Annotated in this window: 20 protein-coding genes and 1 other RNA gene; 9 read left to right on the top strand and 12 right to left on the bottom strand. The window is 40.3% G+C overall.

What is annotated here, in order from left to right:
- Entirely contained in the window at positions 1-459 is a 459-nt protein-coding gene (gene mraZ, locus PUND_RS02400) for a division/cell wall cluster transcriptional repressor MraZ (protein WP_010390682.1), read from the bottom strand.
- A gap of 564 nt (positions 460-1,023) precedes the next feature.
- Between mraZ and PUND_RS02395 the strand changes: the two genes are divergently transcribed.
- Genes PUND_RS02395 through PUND_RS02385 form a run of 3 tightly spaced genes read left to right on the top strand, consistent with a single transcriptional unit; the run spans position 1,024 to position 2,043 of the window.
- Entirely contained in the window at positions 1,024-1,341 is a 318-nt protein-coding gene (locus tag PUND_RS02395; RefSeq protein ID WP_010390681.1) for a hypothetical protein, read from the top strand.
- A 5-nt stretch (positions 1,342-1,346) separates the two neighbouring features.
- Positions 1,347-1,787: a hypothetical protein gene (locus PUND_RS02390; RefSeq protein ID WP_010390680.1), complete on the top strand. Its 441-nt coding sequence runs from the start codon at positions 1,347-1,349 to the stop codon at positions 1,785-1,787.
- Positions 1,788-1,800: 13 nt separating this feature from the next.
- A complete protein-coding gene (locus tag PUND_RS02385; protein ID WP_010390679.1) occupies positions 1,801-2,043 on the top strand; it encodes a hypothetical protein in 243 nt (80 codons plus the stop codon).
- Positions 2,044-2,065: 22 nt separating this feature from the next.
- On the opposite strand, the gene PUND_RS02380 is transcribed toward PUND_RS02385, so the two are convergent.
- Positions 2,066-2,911 (bottom strand): pirin family protein, encoded by an 846-nt coding sequence (locus PUND_RS02380; protein ID WP_010390678.1) that lies wholly within the window; start codon positions 2,909-2,911, stop codon positions 2,066-2,068.
- A 241-nt stretch (positions 2,912-3,152) separates the two neighbouring features.
- Here PUND_RS02380 and PUND_RS02375 point away from each other — a divergent pair, with 241 nt between their 5' ends.
- Entirely contained in the window at positions 3,153-6,188 is a 3,036-nt protein-coding gene (locus PUND_RS02375; RefSeq protein ID WP_010390673.1) for a bifunctional diguanylate cyclase/phosphodiesterase, read from the top strand.
- Positions 6,189-6,202: 14 nt separating this feature from the next.
- Here PUND_RS02375 and PUND_RS02370 read toward each other — a convergent pair whose 3' ends face one another.
- Positions 6,203-7,150 (bottom strand): YihY/virulence factor BrkB family protein, encoded by a 948-nt coding sequence (locus PUND_RS02370; protein ID WP_010390672.1) that lies wholly within the window; start codon positions 7,148-7,150, stop codon positions 6,203-6,205.
- 127 nt (positions 7,151-7,277) lie between these two features.
- Between PUND_RS02370 and PUND_RS02365 the strand changes: the two genes are divergently transcribed.
- Entirely contained in the window at positions 7,278-8,381 is a 1,104-nt protein-coding gene (locus tag PUND_RS02365; RefSeq protein WP_010390671.1) for a mechanosensitive ion channel family protein, read from the top strand.
- Between the two features lie 180 nt (positions 8,382-8,561).
- Here the strand turns inward: PUND_RS02365 and rnpB are convergent.
- Positions 8,562-8,926, bottom strand: an RNA gene (rnpB, locus tag PUND_RS02360) — RNase P RNA component class A.
- Between the two features lie 43 nt (positions 8,927-8,969).
- Entirely contained in the window at positions 8,970-9,827 is an 858-nt protein-coding gene (rsmI, locus tag PUND_RS02355; protein ID WP_010390670.1) for a 16S rRNA (cytidine(1402)-2'-O)-methyltransferase, read from the bottom strand.
- Between the two features lie 60 nt (positions 9,828-9,887).
- Here rsmI and PUND_RS02350 point away from each other — a divergent pair, with 60 nt between their 5' ends.
- The 4 genes from PUND_RS02350 to dolP all read left to right on the top strand — a co-directional run bounded on the left by PUND_RS02350 (position 9,888) and on the right by dolP (position 13,443).
- A complete protein-coding gene (locus PUND_RS02350; protein ID WP_010390669.1) occupies positions 9,888-11,768 on the top strand; it encodes a penicillin-binding protein activator in 1,881 nt (626 codons plus the stop codon).
- A 9-nt stretch (positions 11,769-11,777) separates the two neighbouring features.
- Positions 11,778-12,149, top strand: coding sequence for a YraN family protein (locus PUND_RS02345; protein ID WP_008110719.1), 372 nt, complete (start codon positions 11,778-11,780; stop codon positions 12,147-12,149).
- A gap of 141 nt (positions 12,150-12,290) precedes the next feature.
- Positions 12,291-12,884 (top strand): SIS domain-containing protein, encoded by a 594-nt coding sequence (locus PUND_RS02340; protein WP_008110721.1) that lies wholly within the window; start codon positions 12,291-12,293, stop codon positions 12,882-12,884.
- Positions 12,877-13,443: a division/outer membrane stress-associated lipid-binding lipoprotein gene (gene dolP, locus PUND_RS02335; protein ID WP_008468380.1), complete on the top strand. Its 567-nt coding sequence runs from the start codon at positions 12,877-12,879 to the stop codon at positions 13,441-13,443. The genes PUND_RS02340 and dolP overlap by 8 nt, the downstream gene beginning before the upstream one ends.
- A gap of 442 nt (positions 13,444-13,885) precedes the next feature.
- Here the strand turns inward: dolP and PUND_RS02330 are convergent, their stop codons facing one another.
- The 7 genes from PUND_RS02330 to rpsI form a co-directional block, all read right to left on the bottom strand.
- Positions 13,886-14,323, bottom strand: a complete 438-nt coding sequence (locus PUND_RS02330; RefSeq protein ID WP_008110860.1) for a ClpXP protease specificity-enhancing factor — start codon at positions 14,321-14,323, stop codon at positions 13,886-13,888.
- Complete coding sequence (gene sspA / locus PUND_RS02325; protein WP_008110861.1) at positions 14,323-14,949, bottom strand: stringent starvation protein SspA; 627 nt, start codon at positions 14,947-14,949, stop codon at positions 14,323-14,325. Before sspA ends, PUND_RS02330 begins: the two co-directional genes overlap by 1 nt.
- Positions 14,950-15,028: 79 nt before the next feature.
- Complete coding sequence (locus PUND_RS02320; protein WP_041709186.1) at positions 15,029-15,772, bottom strand: cytochrome c1; 744 nt, start codon at positions 15,770-15,772, stop codon at positions 15,029-15,031.
- Positions 15,769-17,034 carry a cytochrome b gene (locus tag PUND_RS02315; protein WP_010390662.1) on the bottom strand — a complete coding sequence of 422 codons (1,266 nt, stop codon included), beginning with the start codon at positions 17,032-17,034 and terminating at the stop codon, positions 15,769-15,771. Before PUND_RS02315 ends, PUND_RS02320 begins: the two co-directional genes overlap by 4 nt.
- Positions 17,034-17,624 carry a ubiquinol-cytochrome c reductase iron-sulfur subunit gene (gene petA / locus PUND_RS02310; RefSeq protein ID WP_010390661.1) on the bottom strand — a complete coding sequence of 197 codons (591 nt, stop codon included), beginning with the start codon at positions 17,622-17,624 and terminating at the stop codon, positions 17,034-17,036. The genes PUND_RS02315 and petA overlap by 1 nt, the downstream gene beginning before the upstream one ends.
- Before the next feature lie 558 nt (positions 17,625-18,182).
- Positions 18,183-18,530, bottom strand: coding sequence for a four helix bundle protein (locus tag PUND_RS02305; RefSeq protein ID WP_010390660.1), 348 nt, complete (start codon positions 18,528-18,530; stop codon positions 18,183-18,185).
- A gap of 226 nt (positions 18,531-18,756) precedes the next feature.
- A complete protein-coding gene (gene rpsI, locus PUND_RS02300) occupies positions 18,757-19,149 on the bottom strand; it encodes a 30S ribosomal protein S9 (RefSeq protein WP_024600778.1) in 393 nt (130 codons plus the stop codon).

The following is a 19,149-nucleotide window of genomic DNA, read 5'->3' as shown; positions in this document are numbered from 1 at the left end:
CTAGAGGGTAAAGTTATCTAAATCGTCATTCGGTTCAAATTCGCCAAGCCTTTCAAGCTCAGTGTCTTGTCGCATTTGTTCGTGCCAACGCGCCTCATCCCAAATCTCAAATTTATTCATTAAGCCCACCAGCATAATTTTTTTGCCAAGTTCTGCATGTGAGCGCAAAGAAGGCGCCAGCAAAATTCGACCGTTTTTATCAAGCTGATACTCTGTCGCATTACCTAACAACATACGTTGCATCCGTCGCGCTCTGGGATTCATATTAGATATTTTTGCTAAACGGCTTTCTATTTCTAACCATTCAGCAAGGGGGTATAACCAAAGGCAAGGCTCATTGAGTGCAACAGTGCAAATAACCGTTCCCTGATCTTCAGACAATAGCGTGTCTCGGTACTTTGTTGGTACCGCAAAACGTCCTTTATCATCCAAACTCAGTGAACTTGCGCCACGAAACATAAAAAGCCTATTGTAAAATTATTTTAATCAACTTTTTGATTAACCCGATCCAGTTTGATCCACTAAACACCACTTTTTACCACAGTGCTCCAGTTTAGGGCTTGACAAGCCTTTTTGTCAAGTAAGTCACCCAGCTTTAGCGCCCCGCGAAGCCTGAAAAAATAAGGCTCAGATTAAAGCGGTTGAATTGTTTAGTAAAAAATCTGATCAGCCAGTAAAAAATTTTTTATCGTTTTTTTTATTAGCTTACTGGCATTATTTGCTTAATGAATAAACAGTGAATAATTACAATTTATTTAGGGTGTGTAGGGCTTTGTTTATTCGAACTAGGTGCAACTAAATCGTGACCTGAAATGTATAACCGAGTAAGCAAAGGAAAAATCAACCTCGAATGATCAAAACGCCTTAGTTTGTAAAAATTACAAACTGTTGTCGCAATAGTTACAGCTATAAACCTACTAAAAATTAGTAAATAAAATACAATCCATAAAAAACAATGAGTTAAAAACTGGTTTAATCATTGCACCTTAATAATTACTTTTAAAAAACTATTAAGGATTGATTATGGCTACGGCAACTAAGAGCAAAACTGCTATCGATGCAAAACAAGAGATTGAGGCCCCGTTAACAGATAAGGCAACATCAGCTGCGCATGACGCAGTAGATGCATTATCGAGTAAAGCGGCGGTAGCTGAAAATGGCGTTCGTAAAGGAGCAAGCAGCTCAGCAGAAACACTTAATGAGAAACAATTAGCAGCTCGCGAGAAATTAGAAGAATGTACTTCTAAGACTCGTCAACTCGCATCAGAAAACCCATTAGCAACGGCTGGTCTTGCATTTGCTGCTGGTATGTTAGTTACTGCACTATTTCGTCGCAAGTAATACTAATGCAAAACCTACATTCAACATCAAGTGAATCACAATCGACAGATTCGCAGTCATCGGCAAAACATGCCGATGACTGGCAAGATCATGTTGCTAAGCTTGCTGATTATGCAGCGCAGCTCAAGGATGATTATCATCAACAAGGAAAGTTGACACATCAGCTTGCCATAGCTGAATGGAAATTGTCGTTAAGATCCTTAGCACTGATCACCATCCTACTTGGATGTTTTGCCAGTGGCTTGGTGTTACTGTGGGTCGGGTTTTTAGGTATTGTAGGCTTTGCGACTTTTGACTTATTTAGCTCGATTTGGCTGAGCATTACTGTAGTGATCAGCCTACAAATTTTATGCTTAATTTGGCTGTGGCGAAACGCAGTTTATCTAAGCAAAAAAATTGGCTTTACTAAAACGCTAAATAGTCTAAAGCAGCTACTTAAATTATAAGGCATACACTATTATGTTAATTAATTACTTGATCAACTCACCGAATGCTCGAGTGCAACAGCTACACAAAGAAGTCGTGATGCGCTCTGAGCTAAAGCGTCAGCACCTCACGGCAATAAAATATCGAGCCAAACGTTTTGCCGCAACAAAAGTGGGGCTCGTTAGTGCTTTTACCGCAGGCGCGGTTGTGGAGTCGGCAAAAGGAGACACCAACATGGTAAAAAAATACAGTTGGTTATTAAAACTACTCGCTTAAAATTCACTCCTGCATTAAATCGTCACGACAGTGAGCCAAAATAACCGTTTTGATAATCGCTAACCGCTTGGCGAATTTCAGCTTCAGTGGTCATTACAAACGGTCCCATATGTGCAATTGGCTGATTAAGCGGATCAGCTGCTAAAATCAGAACACCTGCTGCTGCTTCGGCACGTATGCAAATATCACTCGATGGCTCAACAATAAGTAACTTTCCTGAATCAAAGGTTTCACCTTGCGCTGATTCTAATGACCCAGTGTGTATGTAAATCATCACTTTTTGCTGTTTTAGTGCTGGTAGATAAAGCTCCTTACCTGCAGGCAAAGCCACATCGGCTATAGCACCATTAGCGGCTAAGTTTTGTAAGCTTGAAGCCAATTGCTGTGATTCAAATTGCCATGTCCCTGCTAGCGCTTTAAGACTAATACCTTGCTGATTAGTAAAACTCGGTGCTGGATGCTCTGTGGTATCCTGGTATTGCGGCTCACGCATTTTGTCAGCGCTTGGCATATTGAGCCAAATTTGAAAGCCATGTAAGCCTTGTTCAGCATCAGCAAGTGGCATTTCACTGTGCATAACACCACTACCGGTGCTCATCCATTGCACGTCACCGGCGCGAATTGCTTCTGTGTTACCCATTTGATCTTTATGCTCAAATCCTCCTTTTAAAATATAGGTAAAAGTTTCGATACCGCGATGAGGGTGAGGAGGAAAACCACCAATATAGTCACTCTCATCATCAGATTTAAGCTCATCAATCATTAAAAATGGGTCTAAATATTTACCATCAAATCCTGGAATACGACGGATATTGACGCCATCCCCATCTTGGGTAGCATAAGCAGTTAAAACTTTGGTTATTTTCATTTTTTGCCTAATATGTTATGTAAATATATAAGGGATTAAATTATTATTTCATCATGTTTTTTATACGTAAATTAATATATTTCAATCATATGCAACACTATTTTATTGCAAAATCTTAGATATAACCTTAGTACTTCAATGGTTATTTATAGTAGGATTATCAAGCGTCACTCTACTTTGCACTAATTTGGATACGACTATTTTTACTTCATCATTAAAACATCAACTCTACCGCCTTCTTATGCTAATTTGCATACCTGTTGCTGCTATTATTTTAGTAACCTTGTGGTTTAGTCGTGACGCAGCCATTAAAGAGCACGAGACAAAAGTGCGCACCATCACTGAGCAACTAATTATCAAACAACAAAGCATGATTGATGATGTCAAAAAAGTTACTGAGTTTTTAGCAAAAAAACAAAAAGACATTAAGTCTTTACCCTCTAATTGTCCTGCGTATTTTTTAGATGTTAAGGCACTCAATGGTAATATCGCGAATATTGGTATAGTAAATAAAAATGGTGACCTAATTTGTACCTCAAAAAGTAGCGACACTAATATTAACATTAGTGACCGTCCCTATTTTAAAAACGCGATCGCCAGTAAAGAGTTCAGTATTGGCCATTTCCAGCACGATCGCAGCCTCAAAGCGCAAAGTATTAACTTTGCTTACCCTATCTTAAATGAAAATAATGATATTGAAGGCGTTATTGTGACCGTAATCGCTTTAGACTGGTGGAGCTCGGCACTTAATACTTTAAATTTATCGACAGAAATCAGAGCTGTCATTACTGACTCTAACGGTAGTATTTTAACTAACTACCCTTTTTCAGCCGATAGACTAGGCAACAAATTGGAAAAGTTCGATTTAGCGCATAACTTGCAAGCTGGTGTTATTTTTAAAGGAAAAGATGGTATCCGAAGAGTTTTCCATCAAACAACACTCTATCGTGATGGCAATAACAATAAGCTCTCTATTTATATTACTCAACCAATAGATGAAACACTTGAGCAAATAGATATTAACTTTGTAAAAATGGTTTTGGGATTTTTAATTACCATTTTGCTTTTAGCCGTATTGGCTAGACGATTAGTTAATAAAAGCATCTTAAACCCGATTAAAAGTTTAACGCAGGCCGTTAACCGCTTAGCAGCCGGTAATATGCCTCATGACGACGAGCAGCCCAATAGTCCTGAGCTAAATAGACTCTATCATCGTTTTAAATATATGGCCGAAACTCGCTTAACAGCTGAAGCATGCCTTAAACATAAACATGACGAGCTTAATAGCTTGCTTAATGCGCTACCCGATGCTTTTTTACGTGTAGATGCCAATGGCAATATACTTGATACCGGTGGACGTATTAAATCGTTAAATTATAGCCATTCAACACCGCCTAAAAAGTTATCGTGTTTATTCTCTAGTGCTAATTTAAAACAAGTAGAAGAGTACTTAACAACCTTGAGCGCTCCTGTCACTGTTGAGCTTGAACATAAACAAAACGAGCAGTTCTTTGAAGCGAAAATCAGCCCAATGAAAAAAGTGGATGAGTTTATAATTGTTATTAGTAACATCACGCAACGAAAGCAGAATCAAGAGTCTTTGCATTTAGCGTCATTAGTTTACAACAACAGCAGTGAAGGTATGGCAATCACAGATGAAAATGGCGTTATTTATGATGTGAACCCTGCATTTTGTGAAACAACTTTGTATTCTCGAAAAGAAGTACTCAATAAAACGGTGGGTATTTTATCATCGGGTAAACACGATAAAGAGTTTTATGATTACATGTGGCAGTCAATAAATAAAACTGGCCGCTGGCAAGGTGAAATAACCAATCGTCGTAAAAATGGCGAGCTGTATGTTGAATGGTTAACCATAGATACTATTTACGATAAAAATAAAGCCCCAACTAGCCGTATTGCTATTTTTACTGATCTAACCGAGAAAAAACAAGCTGACGAGCTAATTTGGCGACAAGCTCATTTTGATCATTTAACCGACTTACCTAATCGACTAGAACTAAAAGAGCGGTTGAACAAACGATTTACGAGCGTAAACAACCACGACCAAAAACTGGTCATTATGCTGTTAGATATTGATCACTTTAAAGATATTAATGATACGTTAGGCCATCATTATGGCGATAGATTACTTAAATTAGTATCTGAGCGAATTGTGCAAACAGCCAAAGAGGCTGACTTTGTAGCCCGTATTGGTGGCGATGAATTTGTTATTGTATTTAGTGACTTACGCGGTAGCGATAATATCAAACAAATAGCAAAATCACTGCTACTTAGCCTTGCTTCGACTATTTTTATTGAAGATGAAAAAGTGTATATCAGTGCCAGTATTGGTATTGCCTGCGCGCCAGATGATGGCCAAAACCCAGAGCAACTGCTTAAAGCTGCTGACCAAGCTATGTATAAGGCAAAAAATAGCGGCCGAAATGACTTTGAATTTTTCTCACATGATATGCGTGAAGATGCAAATGCAAGAATGCAGTTGCTCAAAGAGCTTCGCTCAGCCATAGAGTTAGAGCAATTTGAGTTATATTATCAGCCTATTGTGTCCCTTGATGATTTACACGTCCATAAAGCTGAGGGACTTATTCGATGGCAACACCCAGAAAAAGGGCTGATCAGCCCCGCTGACTTTATTCCCTTAGCTGAAGAAACCAGACAAATAAATGCGCTCGGTCAATTTGTATTTACTGAAGCACTGCAAACACTTAATGATATTAAAAAACACATTCAAGATGAATTTCAAATAAGTATTAACGTATCGCCGGTGCAGCTCGCAACCACAGACAGTGGTATAGACGATTGGTATGGCATGCTTGAGACAGCAAATTTACCTGCATCGAGTATTGTGGCAGAAATTACTGAAGGCTTGATGGTTAATCCTGAAGAGCTGACCCAAAGCCGCCTAAAAGCCTTGGTTAAATCAGGGATGCAATTAGCACTCGATGATTTTGGTACGGGTTACTCATCGCTTGCTTACTTACAAGAAATGGATACCGACTACCTAAAAATTGATAAACGCTTTGTTGATAATATTCAAAAAGACAGCCAGGAGCTGGCCTTATGTGAAGCTATTATTATGATGGCTCATCAGCTTGGTTTAAAAGTAATTGCCGAAGGCATAGAAACAAAATTACAAATGGATTTATTACTTGAGGCAGGTTGTGATTATGGTCAAGGCTATTTGTTTTCAAAGCCGCTGCACAAAACCTCGTTTATGCAGCTGATAACAACGAACCAAGTAATTAAGCTCTGATAAAAGTAATAGAGTTATTTAATATCAAGGTGGTCTGCAACATAAGCGCCTCGCTGCCCTCTTTTTTTATCTGGGCCTATTGTGCTGTCTTGCGCTGTTTGCTGCTCTAACGCAGCATTAATTGAGGCTCCCAAAATAATGATATAAGTGCTAATAAACAGCCACATAAGCATAATAACCACCCCACCTAAAGAGCCATATGTTTCGTTGTAACTGGCAAAATGAGATACATAAAATGAAAAGCCAAAAGATGCCACAATCCATAATACTGTGGCAGTGAATGAGCCTACGGTAACCCAGCGCCACTTAGCTGCTTTTCTGTGAGGCGCGTAACGATATAAAATTAACAATGCAAAGTTAAAGGTTAGTGCCAGTAATGGCCATGAGATAAGCATGATTAAAAAATCAATACTCTCTTTTATTCCTAACAGGTTAAGTGCTAACGGTAATATACCTATAATTACCAATGCTATAACCGCCACCACAATCGCGCCCACTGAAAATAATAAACGTACAAGTTGCGCCTTAAAAAATGAACGCTTTTCGTATTCGTGATAACTAATATTACACGCGGTGATCAAAGCTTGGCTGCCCTTAGAGCTACTCCAAATAGTGAGCAGTAAAGTGCCCAGCGCGCTAAGACTTAAACTAGTTTGAGACTTTTGCGCAAGGCTTGAAACCTGAGACAAAATAATCTCTTGGGTACTTTGCGGCAATAACGCCATAAATTGACTTAAATACGCACTAATATCGTTCGGTGAAGCAAAATAAGCATACACAGACACCAACGCCGCAATGGCAGGAAAAATAGCAAGAAGTGCATAAAAGGCCACGCCTGCTGCCACCAAGGATAAATTATCACGGCTCATTTGTTTTATAATTCGCTTTGCAATATCCCACCAGCCACGTAGAGGGATATGGTTAGGCTGCTTGGCTCTTTGGCCACGCTTAAAGTCACTCATCGTTAACTCCCCTTTGTTGCTTTAATTCACAGCAAGTTTAATACCAAACAAATACTGCTTGGTATTAAACTTGCTGCTATTGTTTTACACAGACCCTAATTAACTCAACCCAACACGGATGGCTCCTATGCTCAGCGCTTTAATTGCAACACTCGCTAATAACGCATCTATTCCCGCAATCGACACCGTTCAGCCAAACTCGGTTTCATGGGGCTTTTTAAAAGAGCAAAGCGTGCAATTACTACACTCATTCGTGCAATTACTGCCCACTTTGTTTTTAGGGATTATTATTTTGGTGATTAGTTATTTAATCGCCACCCCATTATCACGCTTGTTAATAAAGCCCGTTACTTACATGACCAACAGTAAATTAGTACACCTAGTTGCTAGGCGTGGCATTAGTACCTTAATTATTTTACTCGGGTTTTACCTATTTTTACGTTTGGCTGGCTTGACTGAATTCGCGGTCGCTATTATGAGTGGCACTGGGTTAATAGGGCTTATTTTAGGGTTTGCCTTTCGGGATATTGCTGAGAACTTTATTGCCAGTTTACTTTTGAGTGTACAACGTCCATTTAAAATTGATGATGTAATAGAAGTAGATGGCAGAATAGGTATAGTTAAAAAAGTAACTGCACGAGCGACCACTTTAGTTGACTACGATGGCAATCATATTCAAATACCCAATGCGACTGTGTATAAAAATACCATTAAAAACTTAACCGCTAATCCAAAAATGCGCGGTCATTTCTCAATTGGTATTGGCTACGATAATGACATTCGCGACGCTCAAAGTCTTGCGATTAGCGTTATAACCAATCAAAACTCTGTGCTTAGCGATCCACCTCCTCAAGTATTGGTTGATAACTTAGGCTCCGCCACTATTAACTTTACCGTTTACTTTTGGGTCAATGGCGAACAATACAGCGTTGTAAAAGTAGCCTCACAGCTTATGAGAGAGTTAATTAACAGCTTTACACAACATAATATAAGCATGCCTGACGATGCCAGAGAACGTGTATTGCTCAATAGCCAAGGTGAAGACATTTACCCCACAGCAAGCGAAGCTAAAACAGAGACAACAGAAAAAACTAAAGAGAAACCACATACTCAAAAACATAAAACCACAGAGCATGAACACGGTATTGATGATGTAAGCAGTGATACGGATGATATTCGCGAGCAAGCCGATGAATCGCGCGATCCGGAGCAGGGTAAAAATATTATATAGATAGGTTCGAGGTTCGAGGTTCGAGAAATTTAAAAGCCTTGCGGTTAACATTACAAGGTTTTTTATGCCTGAAGGCGATAGTTAGTCTCGCGTCGAGTTTAGGTTTTAAGCCCGCAACCTGACAGCTTATTCCAAACACAAAAAAGCCCGCAGCGTTAACTGCGGGCTTTTTTATTGAATGAGTGAGTTAGCCATATAAGCCGGGTTCTGTCCTTTCCGAAGAAAGTGATAATCATTCGTCTAGGCCATAAATCGCTCTATGGCTCAAGCAACCTACCCGGTTCCAACGTGGGCCACGCCATAAGGAACCCTATTTGGTCTTGCTCCGAGTGGAGTTTACCTTGCAACCGACTATTACTAGCGGCCCGGTGCGCTCTTACCGCACCCTTTCACCCTTACCAATCCGAAGATTGGCGGTCTTCTCTCTGCTGCACTTGTCGTGGGCTCACGCCCCCCAGCCGTTAACTGGCACTCTGCCCTATGGAGCCCGGACTTTCCTCCCCCTGATCATTTTCGTCACAGGCAGCGATTATCTTGGCTAACTCGGCGCGCAGTATACATGAGAGCACAACACTACGCAGTAAACATTTACTGTTTTTCTTCAATAATTGTTTTATACAACGCGTTTTTCTTCATGCCGAAGTAATCGGCTACTACACCACACGCTTTTTTCATTGGCATTTCGTTTTCAAGTAACGCTAACATTTTACGGGCTTCTGGCGGAATATCGTCAACTACCTTAGCTTTACCCGGCAGCATGAGTACTATTTCGCCGCGTTGTTTAGTTGGATCGTCAGTTAAAAACTGCTTTAACTCACTCACTGTGCCATTAAAAAAGGTTTCAAAGGTTTTAGTGAGCTCTTTGGCAAATACCACCTGCTGCTCACTACCTAGCGCTGCTTCTAAATCGTCAAGGCTTGCCATAATACGGTGGGTACTTTCATACATAATACTGGTAATACTTGAGTTAACCGCATCTATAAAAAAGTCTTGGCGCGCTTTACTTTTGGCAGGTGTGAAGCCAATAAATTGAAAACGATCAGTAGGTAACCCAGAACAACATACCGCTGTAATAGCAGCACATGCACCAGGTACGGGTGTTACACTTGCGCCTTGCTCACGACATAAGTTAACCACCGCATAACCAGGGTCGCTTATAAGCGGCGTGCCTGCATCAGAGACCAGTGCAATATTTAACCCTTGATTAAGTTGGTCGATAATTTGCTGCGCTTTTTGCTTTTCATTATGGTCATGTAACGCAAAGGTTTTAGCCTTAATACCAAAGTGGCTAAGTAGCTTACCAGTATGGCGAGTGTCTTCAGCCGCGATTAAGTCAACCTGCGATAATGTCGCGATTGCACGCTGACTTAAGTCGTCATAATTGCCGATTGGGGTGGCAACAACGTAAAGAGTGCCAATTTTCTGTGAATTCTCCTCATTTAACATTGAGGTCTCCTGCGTCAGTCAGTAATATAAGCAAATCGCGTTAACGTATGGGAAATCATTGTGCGACTTAAACTAGTTAGTCTATTAATTATATTGTCAGGGTTATCGGCGTGTAGCACAACCGAAAAACCAACTAAAACCAGCGATAACTTAAGTAACAGTGCCAATACGCTGAAAAATGAAGCACTGAATGCGCAATCTATTTACCAATTAGCGCAAAACCGCTATGGCGCTGATAAAATTCAGCTACTTTATAGTGCTCGTGATAGCGCAATTACAGAAGAAAACTGGCCACTACTCGAAAAAATATGCACTGAACTTGCACTTACCGCCAGTGTTGATCAAATTCAAAATCGTTTATACATTGCCTTTGCGCAAAAAGAGCAAAATAAAAATCAGCAAGCACTAGAGGTACTAAACACGCTTGAGGGGCAACTTAAGCAACCTGAGCATTTTGCTTGGCACCAATTTTTAACTGCCAGCATTTTTGCGTCGCAAGACTTACCAAAACGTGCAGCTCCTTACTTTTTTGCTGCCTCTGAATCGGTAGCAAAAAATAATATTTCTATCCCTAAACTTAATGACGCACTTTGGCATAATTTAAAGCAGCTTTCTTCGTATGCATTAGAGCGATTTAATCGTGGCTCGGTTATTCAACAAGGCTGGATTAACTTAGCTTTGTATCATCAGGTTTATGCCAACAGCTCTGTTGATTTAGACCAAGCGATTAATAATTGGCGCCGCCGTTACCTTGGGCACCCTGGTACCAATGTTCTACCAAAACAAGATACTTACGCCAATGAGTTAGCACCACTAAATATTGAACGCTTAGTTGTGCTATTACCTCAGTCAGGTGCTAACAAGCGCTTAGGGGATGCATTAAAAGCCGGCATACTGGCTGCACTTGATAAAAAAGAGATTAGCGAAACGCTGTTTATTGGTGAAAATACCGAAACCGAAGCGTTGAGCGCACAGATTTCGCAATTACAACCAGACTTTGTTATTGGCCCGCTATTAAAAGCCAATATAGATAAGCTCGCTAAGACCAATACATTACTCGATATACCCACATTACATTTAAATACCTTTGATGGCGAACGAACCTCTCTGCAACACTACTTTTTTGCGCTTAATCCAGAGCATGAAGTACAACAAACTCTAGAGCACTTTTTAGCGCAAGGTTATCAAAAACCTATGTTGCTAGCGCCAAATAATACCAATGGTCAGCGCTTAATTGACTACTTTAATCTGCAATGGCAACGCTATAGTGAAACAACCACACAAGTTGGCTTTTACAACGATAATAAAGATATGCCCAATACCATTACCAGCTTGCTAGAAGTTGATAAATCAAAAGAGCGTATTAAATCGGTTAAAACACTCTTTAATAAAGAAGTAGAAAGTGAAACCCGCTCACGTGGCGATATTGATGCAATTTACATATTAGGTGACGCCATAGAGACCCGATTAATTAAGCCTTACCTAGATGTTAACGTAAGCACCTTTGCCGACAGAATCCCTATTTACGCCAGCTCTAAAAGTCATAGTAAGCAAATAGATACCACTGACAAAGGCGATTTAGACGGGCTCTATTTTACCGAACTTCCTTGGATGTTAGACTCACAAATTACGCAGCATAATCTTCGTAAGCAATATAATTATTTATGGCCTGAACAGGCTGATATTAGCCAACGTTTATTTGCCATGGCTTACGATGCCGTCGCCATGCTGAATGATATTAGGCAGCTGAGCATTACACCCGATAAATACTTTTCAGGCTTAAGCGGTAAATTATCCATTAATAGTGCCGGTGATATTGAACGATCACTGCAATGGGCGCAGTACAGCAATCGCCGTATAAAACCTGTGGAATTAAAAACACAACGCCCTGTGCCGCTATTTATGCAATCAGCAAACGATGGCATAACCATAATTAACTAAGGGGTTAACATGTCGTGGTTTAAACAGCTGTGGCAAAATAGTCGTGAAAAAGGCCAGTATTATGAGCGCCAAGCGCAAAAGTATTTAGAAGCGCAAGGTTTAAAAGCGATTGAGCGTAATTACTACTGCCCCTACGGCGAACTTGATGTCATTATGAAAGACGGTGACACCTTAGTGTTTGTTGAAGTTAAGTTTCGTAAAAATAACATAAAAGGCGGCGCTAATTATGCGCTAAGCCCGCAAAAGCAAGCTAAGTTAAAGCGCACTATTTATCATTACCTTGGTGCTAAAAACTTAAAAAACCAGCCATTACGTATTGATTACGTAGCTATAACAGGCGAACCGTCATTACATATTAACTGGCTGAAAAACGTATTTTAATGTCTGATGTATAAAAATAAGACGATTACAACAGCTTCATGTTGAGCATACAGTTAAACATTAGCTTACGCCTAAAATAATCACCTTTTAATAAAGCCGGTGTGAGCTCACACAGAATTAGAGATAAATTGTTGGTAACCCATGCAAGATACAATTAAAGAAATTTTTAAAGAAAGTATTCAAGTTCAAATAGCTGCAGGCGAAGTGTTGCCAAGCGCGTTAGAATCAGCGGCATTTACCATTGCACAAAGCCTGATCAATGGGAATAAATTGATCTGTTGCGGTACTGCAAACTGCCATATGCTGGCACAACACATGGCAGGCGTACTGGTTAATTTTTACGAAACAGAACGTCCCTGCTTACCTGCAATCGCTCTCTCACAAGAAAATATTAACTTGGGCCAAGGCAATCAAATAGATGACCACGATACATTTGCACGCCAAGTTCGTGCCTTTGCTCAGCAAGGTGACTTATTATTGGTACTTGCCATTAATGGTAATGAAAAACACATAATTTCTGCAGTAGAAGCGGCACTTACCAAAGATATGAAGGTCATAGTAATGGTAGGCGATGATGGCGGCGAACTCGTTGGCTTGCTTGGCCATAACGATGTAGAAATTCGTACGCCATCTAAACGCCCGAGTCGCATTATTGAATCGCATTTAGTGAACCTTCACTGTTTAAGTGAGTTGGTGGATTTAACCCTTTTCCCGCAGGACGAAAATTATGTTTAAACGCTCCCTAATTATTTTAGGCACTGTTGTGTTATTGCAAGGTTGTGCCGCTGCTGTGGTCGCCGGTACAGCCAGTGCTGTTACTGCCGCTAACGATAGACGAACCATTGGCTCACAAATAGACGACAACAACATTGAAATAAAAGCCAGCATTGCTATTAGCGAAGATGAACGCCTTAATAAGTTTGCTCATATCAGCGTTATAAGCGTAAATGGCGTGGTTTTAATGGTAGGACAAGTGCCTAACCAAGAAATGAAAAACCAAGCGTTTAAAACCATTGAAAATCTATCTGGTATTCGCAAAATTCATAACCAACTTCGCATTGGCTCTAATATTGGAATCACCACGCAAACTCACGACTCATGGTTAACCTCAAAAGTAAAAGCGCAGCTTTTAGCGGCTGAAAACATCAGCAGTAATAATATAAAAGTAGTGACTGAAAATGCCGAAGTATATTTAATGGGGCTAGTATCTGACGCTGAAGCAAACCAAGCCGTTAATATTGCCCGTAATATCTCTGGCGTAGAGCGGGTAGTTAAAGTATTTGAGTATTTGTAAAGATATCAGGTTCGAGGTTCGAGGTTCGAGGTTCGAGGTACGAGGTTCGAGGTTCGAGGTTCGAGGTTCGAGGTTCGAGAAATTTAAAAACCTTGCGGTTAACATCGCAAGGTTTTTTTATACCTGTAGCAGCGGATTCACCCCGCGTCTGTATTAGGTTTTAGGCCCGTAACTTGTAGCTCGTAACGTATTGCCAATCAAATGCGCGGGTAAACCAGCCTTAAAAAGCATATGAACAAAGAGAAGTGAATGAGGAGTAAATGAGAAAACAGTAACCATTAGCCCAACTGATTAATTCGAGTCTCTAGGCCCGTTGCTCGCTTCTCGCAGCTCGTCGCTCGTGAGCCTTTCTAACCTTTAACCTTTAACCTTTAACCTAATATTTTCATACAGACATAAAAAAACCGCTTATTAAGCGGTTTTTTTTTCTAACATTTACGGGCTATTTTATAACGCGTAAATGTGAGCCTTTTTTCTTTTCAGGCTTGGGAGCTGGCGTTTCATCAACTATTTCAGGTGATGAATCGACACTTTCAAGCTCTGGAGCAAAATCGTCTTCGTCCTCTAAAAACTCATCTGCAGTAAAGACTGTGCCTTCGCCATTTTCACGTGCATATATTGCAAGTACAGCCCCTAAAGGCACGTATACTTGCATTGGCTGGCCGCCAAAGCGCGCGTTAAAGCTAAGCTGAGTATTATCTAACGAAAACTGCGTAACCGCCGAAGGGCTTATGTTCAATACAATTTGACCATCTTGGACAAACTGTGTTGGCACTTGCACTGCAGGAAAGTCAGCATTAACCACTAAGTGTGGCGTGCATTCGTTATCAACAATCCAATCAAAAAAAGCGCGTAGTAAATAAGGACGGTTAGAAGTCATTATAAACGGATCTCACGCTCTGCTTCAGTTAAAGAAGCTTGGAATGATTCACGTTCAAATAAACGAATCATATACTCTTTAAGTTCTTTAGAGCCTGCACCATTTAGCTCAATACCAAACTCTGGTAAACGCCATAACAGTGGAGCTAAATAACAATCAACTAAGCTAAACTCTTCACTCATAAAGTAAGGCGCTTCACTAAAGATTGGTGCTATTGCAAGTAATGCTTCTGTCAGCTCTTTACGAGCTTGCGCGGCATCAGATGTGTTGTTAATGATTTTTTCAGCTAGGCTGTACCAATCAGTATCAATACGGTGCATCATTAATCGACTACGACCACGCATGACCGGATATACAGGCATTAGTGGAGGATGAGGAAAACGTTCATCAAGGTATTCCATGATGATGTTTGCCTGATATAAACCAAGCTCACGGTCAATCAGTGTTGGCACTGTGCCGTAAGGGTTAATTTCGTGAAGTGCTTCTGGCAGGTTATCCTTTTCAGCCATATGAATATCTACACTTACACCTTTTTCAGCAAGTACAATGCGTACTTGGTGGCTATACATACAGTTAGCACCAGAAAAAAGGGTCATTACAGGGCGCTTATTGGCAGCTACGGCCATGCCTACCTCCATTAAATAACTAAAACAGCAATAGGGGCTTAAGCCCCTATTGCAAAATTACCTTTAAATATGTTCAAACTTAATGAACATCTCTCCAGTATTCTTTCTTCAGCATAAATGCCAAGATAAATAGGATAATTAAAAATCCGATTACCTTAAGACCTAGCGCTTCCGACTCGAGACGTGTAGGTTCACCTACATACTCTAGGAAATTCGTTAAATCACGAACTGCTTGGTCATATTCATCTACACTTAATTCGCCCGTACCATCTGTTTTTGTACCAGTAATATGAGTGGTTGTTTTACCATCTACTGTTACTTCTTCAGTAATTGCAGTAGGAACACCTTGCAACTCTTGAAGAACATGTGGCATACCCACCGATGGGAATAACGTATTATTTACGCCAAACGGACGAGATTCATCTTTGTAAAACGATTTTAAATAGGTGTAAATCCAATCACTGCCACGCACACGCGCAACGTTGGTTAGATCCGGCGGAGCCGCACCAAACCATTTTGCAGCATCTTCTTTTGCCATCGCGTTAAGGATATGACCACCCACTTTTGAACCATCAAAAATAAGTTGTTCTTGACCAATCTCTGTTGGAATACCAATGTCACGGAAAGTACGTTCATAACGCTGATACTGCATTTGGTGACAACCAAGACAGTAGTTCATGAACAACTTTGCGCCACGCTGCAAAGAAGGTTGATCAGATATATCGTTACCCGCTTCCATTAGAGGAACTGACGGGCCTGCCGCCATTGCAGGTAACACGTTTACTGATAAAGCAAATAAACCTATTAATAGCTTTTTCATCATTTCGTTAACCTCTCAGGCAATGGCTTAGTTTTTTCATTCTTACTGTAAACAAATAACAGTACGAAGAACATAAAGTAAGTCACAGTACAGACTTGCGAAACAATCGTTTTAAAATCAGTTTGTGGTGTAGCACCAACCCAACCTAAAAGAACGAAAGTAACAACAAAACCTGCAATGTTCCATTTGTGGAAACCACAACGGTAACGAACTGAACGAACCGAACCACGGTCAATCCAAGGTAATAATGCTAGCACGACAATTGATGCACCCATTGCAGCAACACCCATTAGTTTGTCAGGGATTGCACGTAAGATTGCATAGAATGGCGTGAAGTACCAAACAGGGAAAATATGCTCTGGTGTTTTAAGTGGGTTAGCTGCTTCAAAGTTTGGCGCTTCTAAGAAGAAACCACCCATAGCAGGCATAAAGAACACAACCCAACAGAACAAGATTAAGAAACCAACCACGCCCACAATATCTTTTACTGTGTAATAAGGGTGGAACGGAATCGCATCAATAATGTCTTTTTTATCAGTGTAGTATTCATGGAACTTAAATTTAGGCTTGTCTTCTTCAGCCACAGTTCCTTTTTTACGTTTGTTATCAATACCGTCTGGGTTATTAGAACCCACTTCGTGTAGTGCAACAATGTGTAAAAATACTAAGATAACAATAACCAATGGCAGTGCAATTACGTGTAATGCAAAGAAGCGGTTAAGCGTTGCACCTGAAATTACATAGTCACCACGGATCCACAGTGTTAAGTCATCACCAATAACCGGGATAGCCCCGAATAATGAAATGATTACCTGTGCACCCCAGAACGACATTTGGCCCCATGGTAATAAGTAACCCATGAACGCTTCAGCCATTAGGGCTAAGAAAATGAACATACCGAATAACCACAGTAATTCACGTGGTTTTTGGTAAGAACCGTAGATCATGCCACGGAACATGTGCATGTAAACAACGATGAAAAACGCAGATGCACCCGTTGAATGCAAATAACGTAATAACCAACCGTACTCTACATCACGCATGATGTATTCTACTGATGCAAATGCACCTTCAGCAGATGGTACATAGTTCATCGTTAACCAAATACCTGTAAGTATTTGGTTTACTAGTACTAACATAGCTAGAGAGCCGAAGAAGTACCAGAAGTTAAAGTTTTTCGGTGCTGGATACTGTGCAATGTGCATGTTCCAAACACGTGTCATTGGGATACGGTCGTCTATCCACTCAACAATTTTACCAAACATTAGGCCACCCCTTGTTCTTCGCCCACTAAAATAGTGGTCTCATCAAGAAAAGTATATGGTGGAATTTCTAAATTTAATGGTGCAGGTACCGATTGGAATACACGGCCAGCCATATCAAACTTAGAACCGTGACATGGACAGTAAAAACCGTCATCAGTCCCTTCCACTTTCTCACCAAAGCCACCTTGTAAAAAGCTAGGTGAACAACCCAAATGCGTACAAATACCTACAGCGACAAAAATCTCTGGGCGTAATGAACGGAAATCATTGGTTGATGATTCTAATTGTTGTGGCTCTTGCGATTGCGGATCACGAAGTTGACCTTCATGTTCTTTCATCTGCTCAAGCATTTTTGGGGTCCGTGATACAACCCATACAGGTTTACCACGCCACTCGACACGTATTAATTGTCCTGGCTCAAGTTTGCTGATATCTACTTCTACAGGCGCACCCGCAGATTTAGCTCGCTCACTTGGATTCCAAGACGCAATAAAAGGAACAGCAGCCCCAGCCGCACCAACACCACCAACAACAGAGGTAGCTATGGTTAAAAAGCGACGTCGGCCATTGTCTACAGGCGCATTGCTCATCCACTTATCTCCACTATGATTCTCAACACTTGCTATATTGAGAACATCAGTTACAGCAGGTTAATTTTTCGAATTTTAAAAGAGAAACGATCATAATTAAAACCCTTGTTTAAAACAAGGTTATTCACAGCCTCCTGCTCGAATAAACCTGACTTGCTCAAATAGTTGATTAAGTAAGCTCGAGTATGAAACCAAATGACTATAGTATCGCTTCCGTAAAAACAATTTGTAAACAAGTACAATCTCACCAACTAAGTACAGTAACAACTGAATTTGGCGACATTAAACTCATTCACTTTATTTGCCCGCCAATTGTAGCAAAAAAATTCACCAATTAACTGATGGATTTAAACTAATTGCGATAATTATTTAACTTTTTTTGCGTTAGTCGGTCATTTTTAAGCTTTCGTTCAATAAATACGCATGCTTTGCCGATTCTGATCAAGCTAATGTCGACATTAGTCGTAAGGGGAGAATTAAAGGTTAAAGGTTAAAGGTTAAAGGTTAAAGGTCAAACATACTCATATATTTTTGAATGAATATTTAATTTTGAACCTCTTAATCCCAAGCATCGATTGATTTCATCAATGCTGAAATCATACGGGAAAGTTCACGAGTCTCTTCAATCCATTCACTAGCCTTTGTCGTATCAACTTCACCTATTTTTAGTGCAATGTAAATTTGAGAGCGTAATTCTCCACAGCTCCCCTTAGAATATGATAAAAATCGAATATAATCTTTAGGAGTTACTCGTTCATAACCCTCTGCTATATTTGAAGAAATTGAAAGCGCAGATCGTGTTATTTGATCTTTTAAACCAAACTCTTTACTCTGCTTAAAATGTAAATAAATCTCGCAAGCTAAATCGGCTGAACGTTGCCATACCCTTAAATCTTCAAACCTCATAACATAACCAGTCAGCTAAAACATGCTTAACTTATAACTGTAAAATAAGAAAGACACAAAGCTTAGATCAAACTTATAGCTTGAACCTTGGGTCTTGCTCCTTGAGTCTTGAACCTTGAACCTTGAACCTTGAACCTTGAACCTTGAACCTTGAACCAAAATCTTATAGCTACAAAACAAAAAACCCAGCATAAGCTGGGTTTTTGAATTCTTGATAACGTAAAAATTAACGTTTTGAGAACTGTGGACGCTTACGCGCTTTCTTAAGACCCACTTTCTTACGTTCAACTTTACGTGCATCACGAGTAACGAAACCTGCTTTACGAAGTTGTGGACGTAGTGACTCGTCAAACTCCATAAGTGCACGAGTGATACCGTGACGGATAGCACCAGCTTGACCAGTAGTACCACCACCGGCAACGGTGATGTGAAGGTCAAATTTTTCAGTCATGTCTACAAGCTCAAGAGCTTGACGAACAACCATGCGTGCTGTTTCGCGACCAAAGTACTCTTCTAAAGAGCGCTTGTTGATTACGATGTTACCAGTGCCTGGGCGTAAGAATACGCGAGCACTTGAACTTTTACGACGACCTGTACCGTAGTATTGATTTGCCATGAT

It is taken from the genome of Pseudoalteromonas undina, assembly GCF_000238275.3.
Taxonomy (GTDB): domain Bacteria; phylum Pseudomonadota; class Gammaproteobacteria; order Enterobacterales; family Alteromonadaceae; genus Pseudoalteromonas; species Pseudoalteromonas undina.
This window is presented reverse-complemented; position numbering and strand designations above follow the sequence as displayed.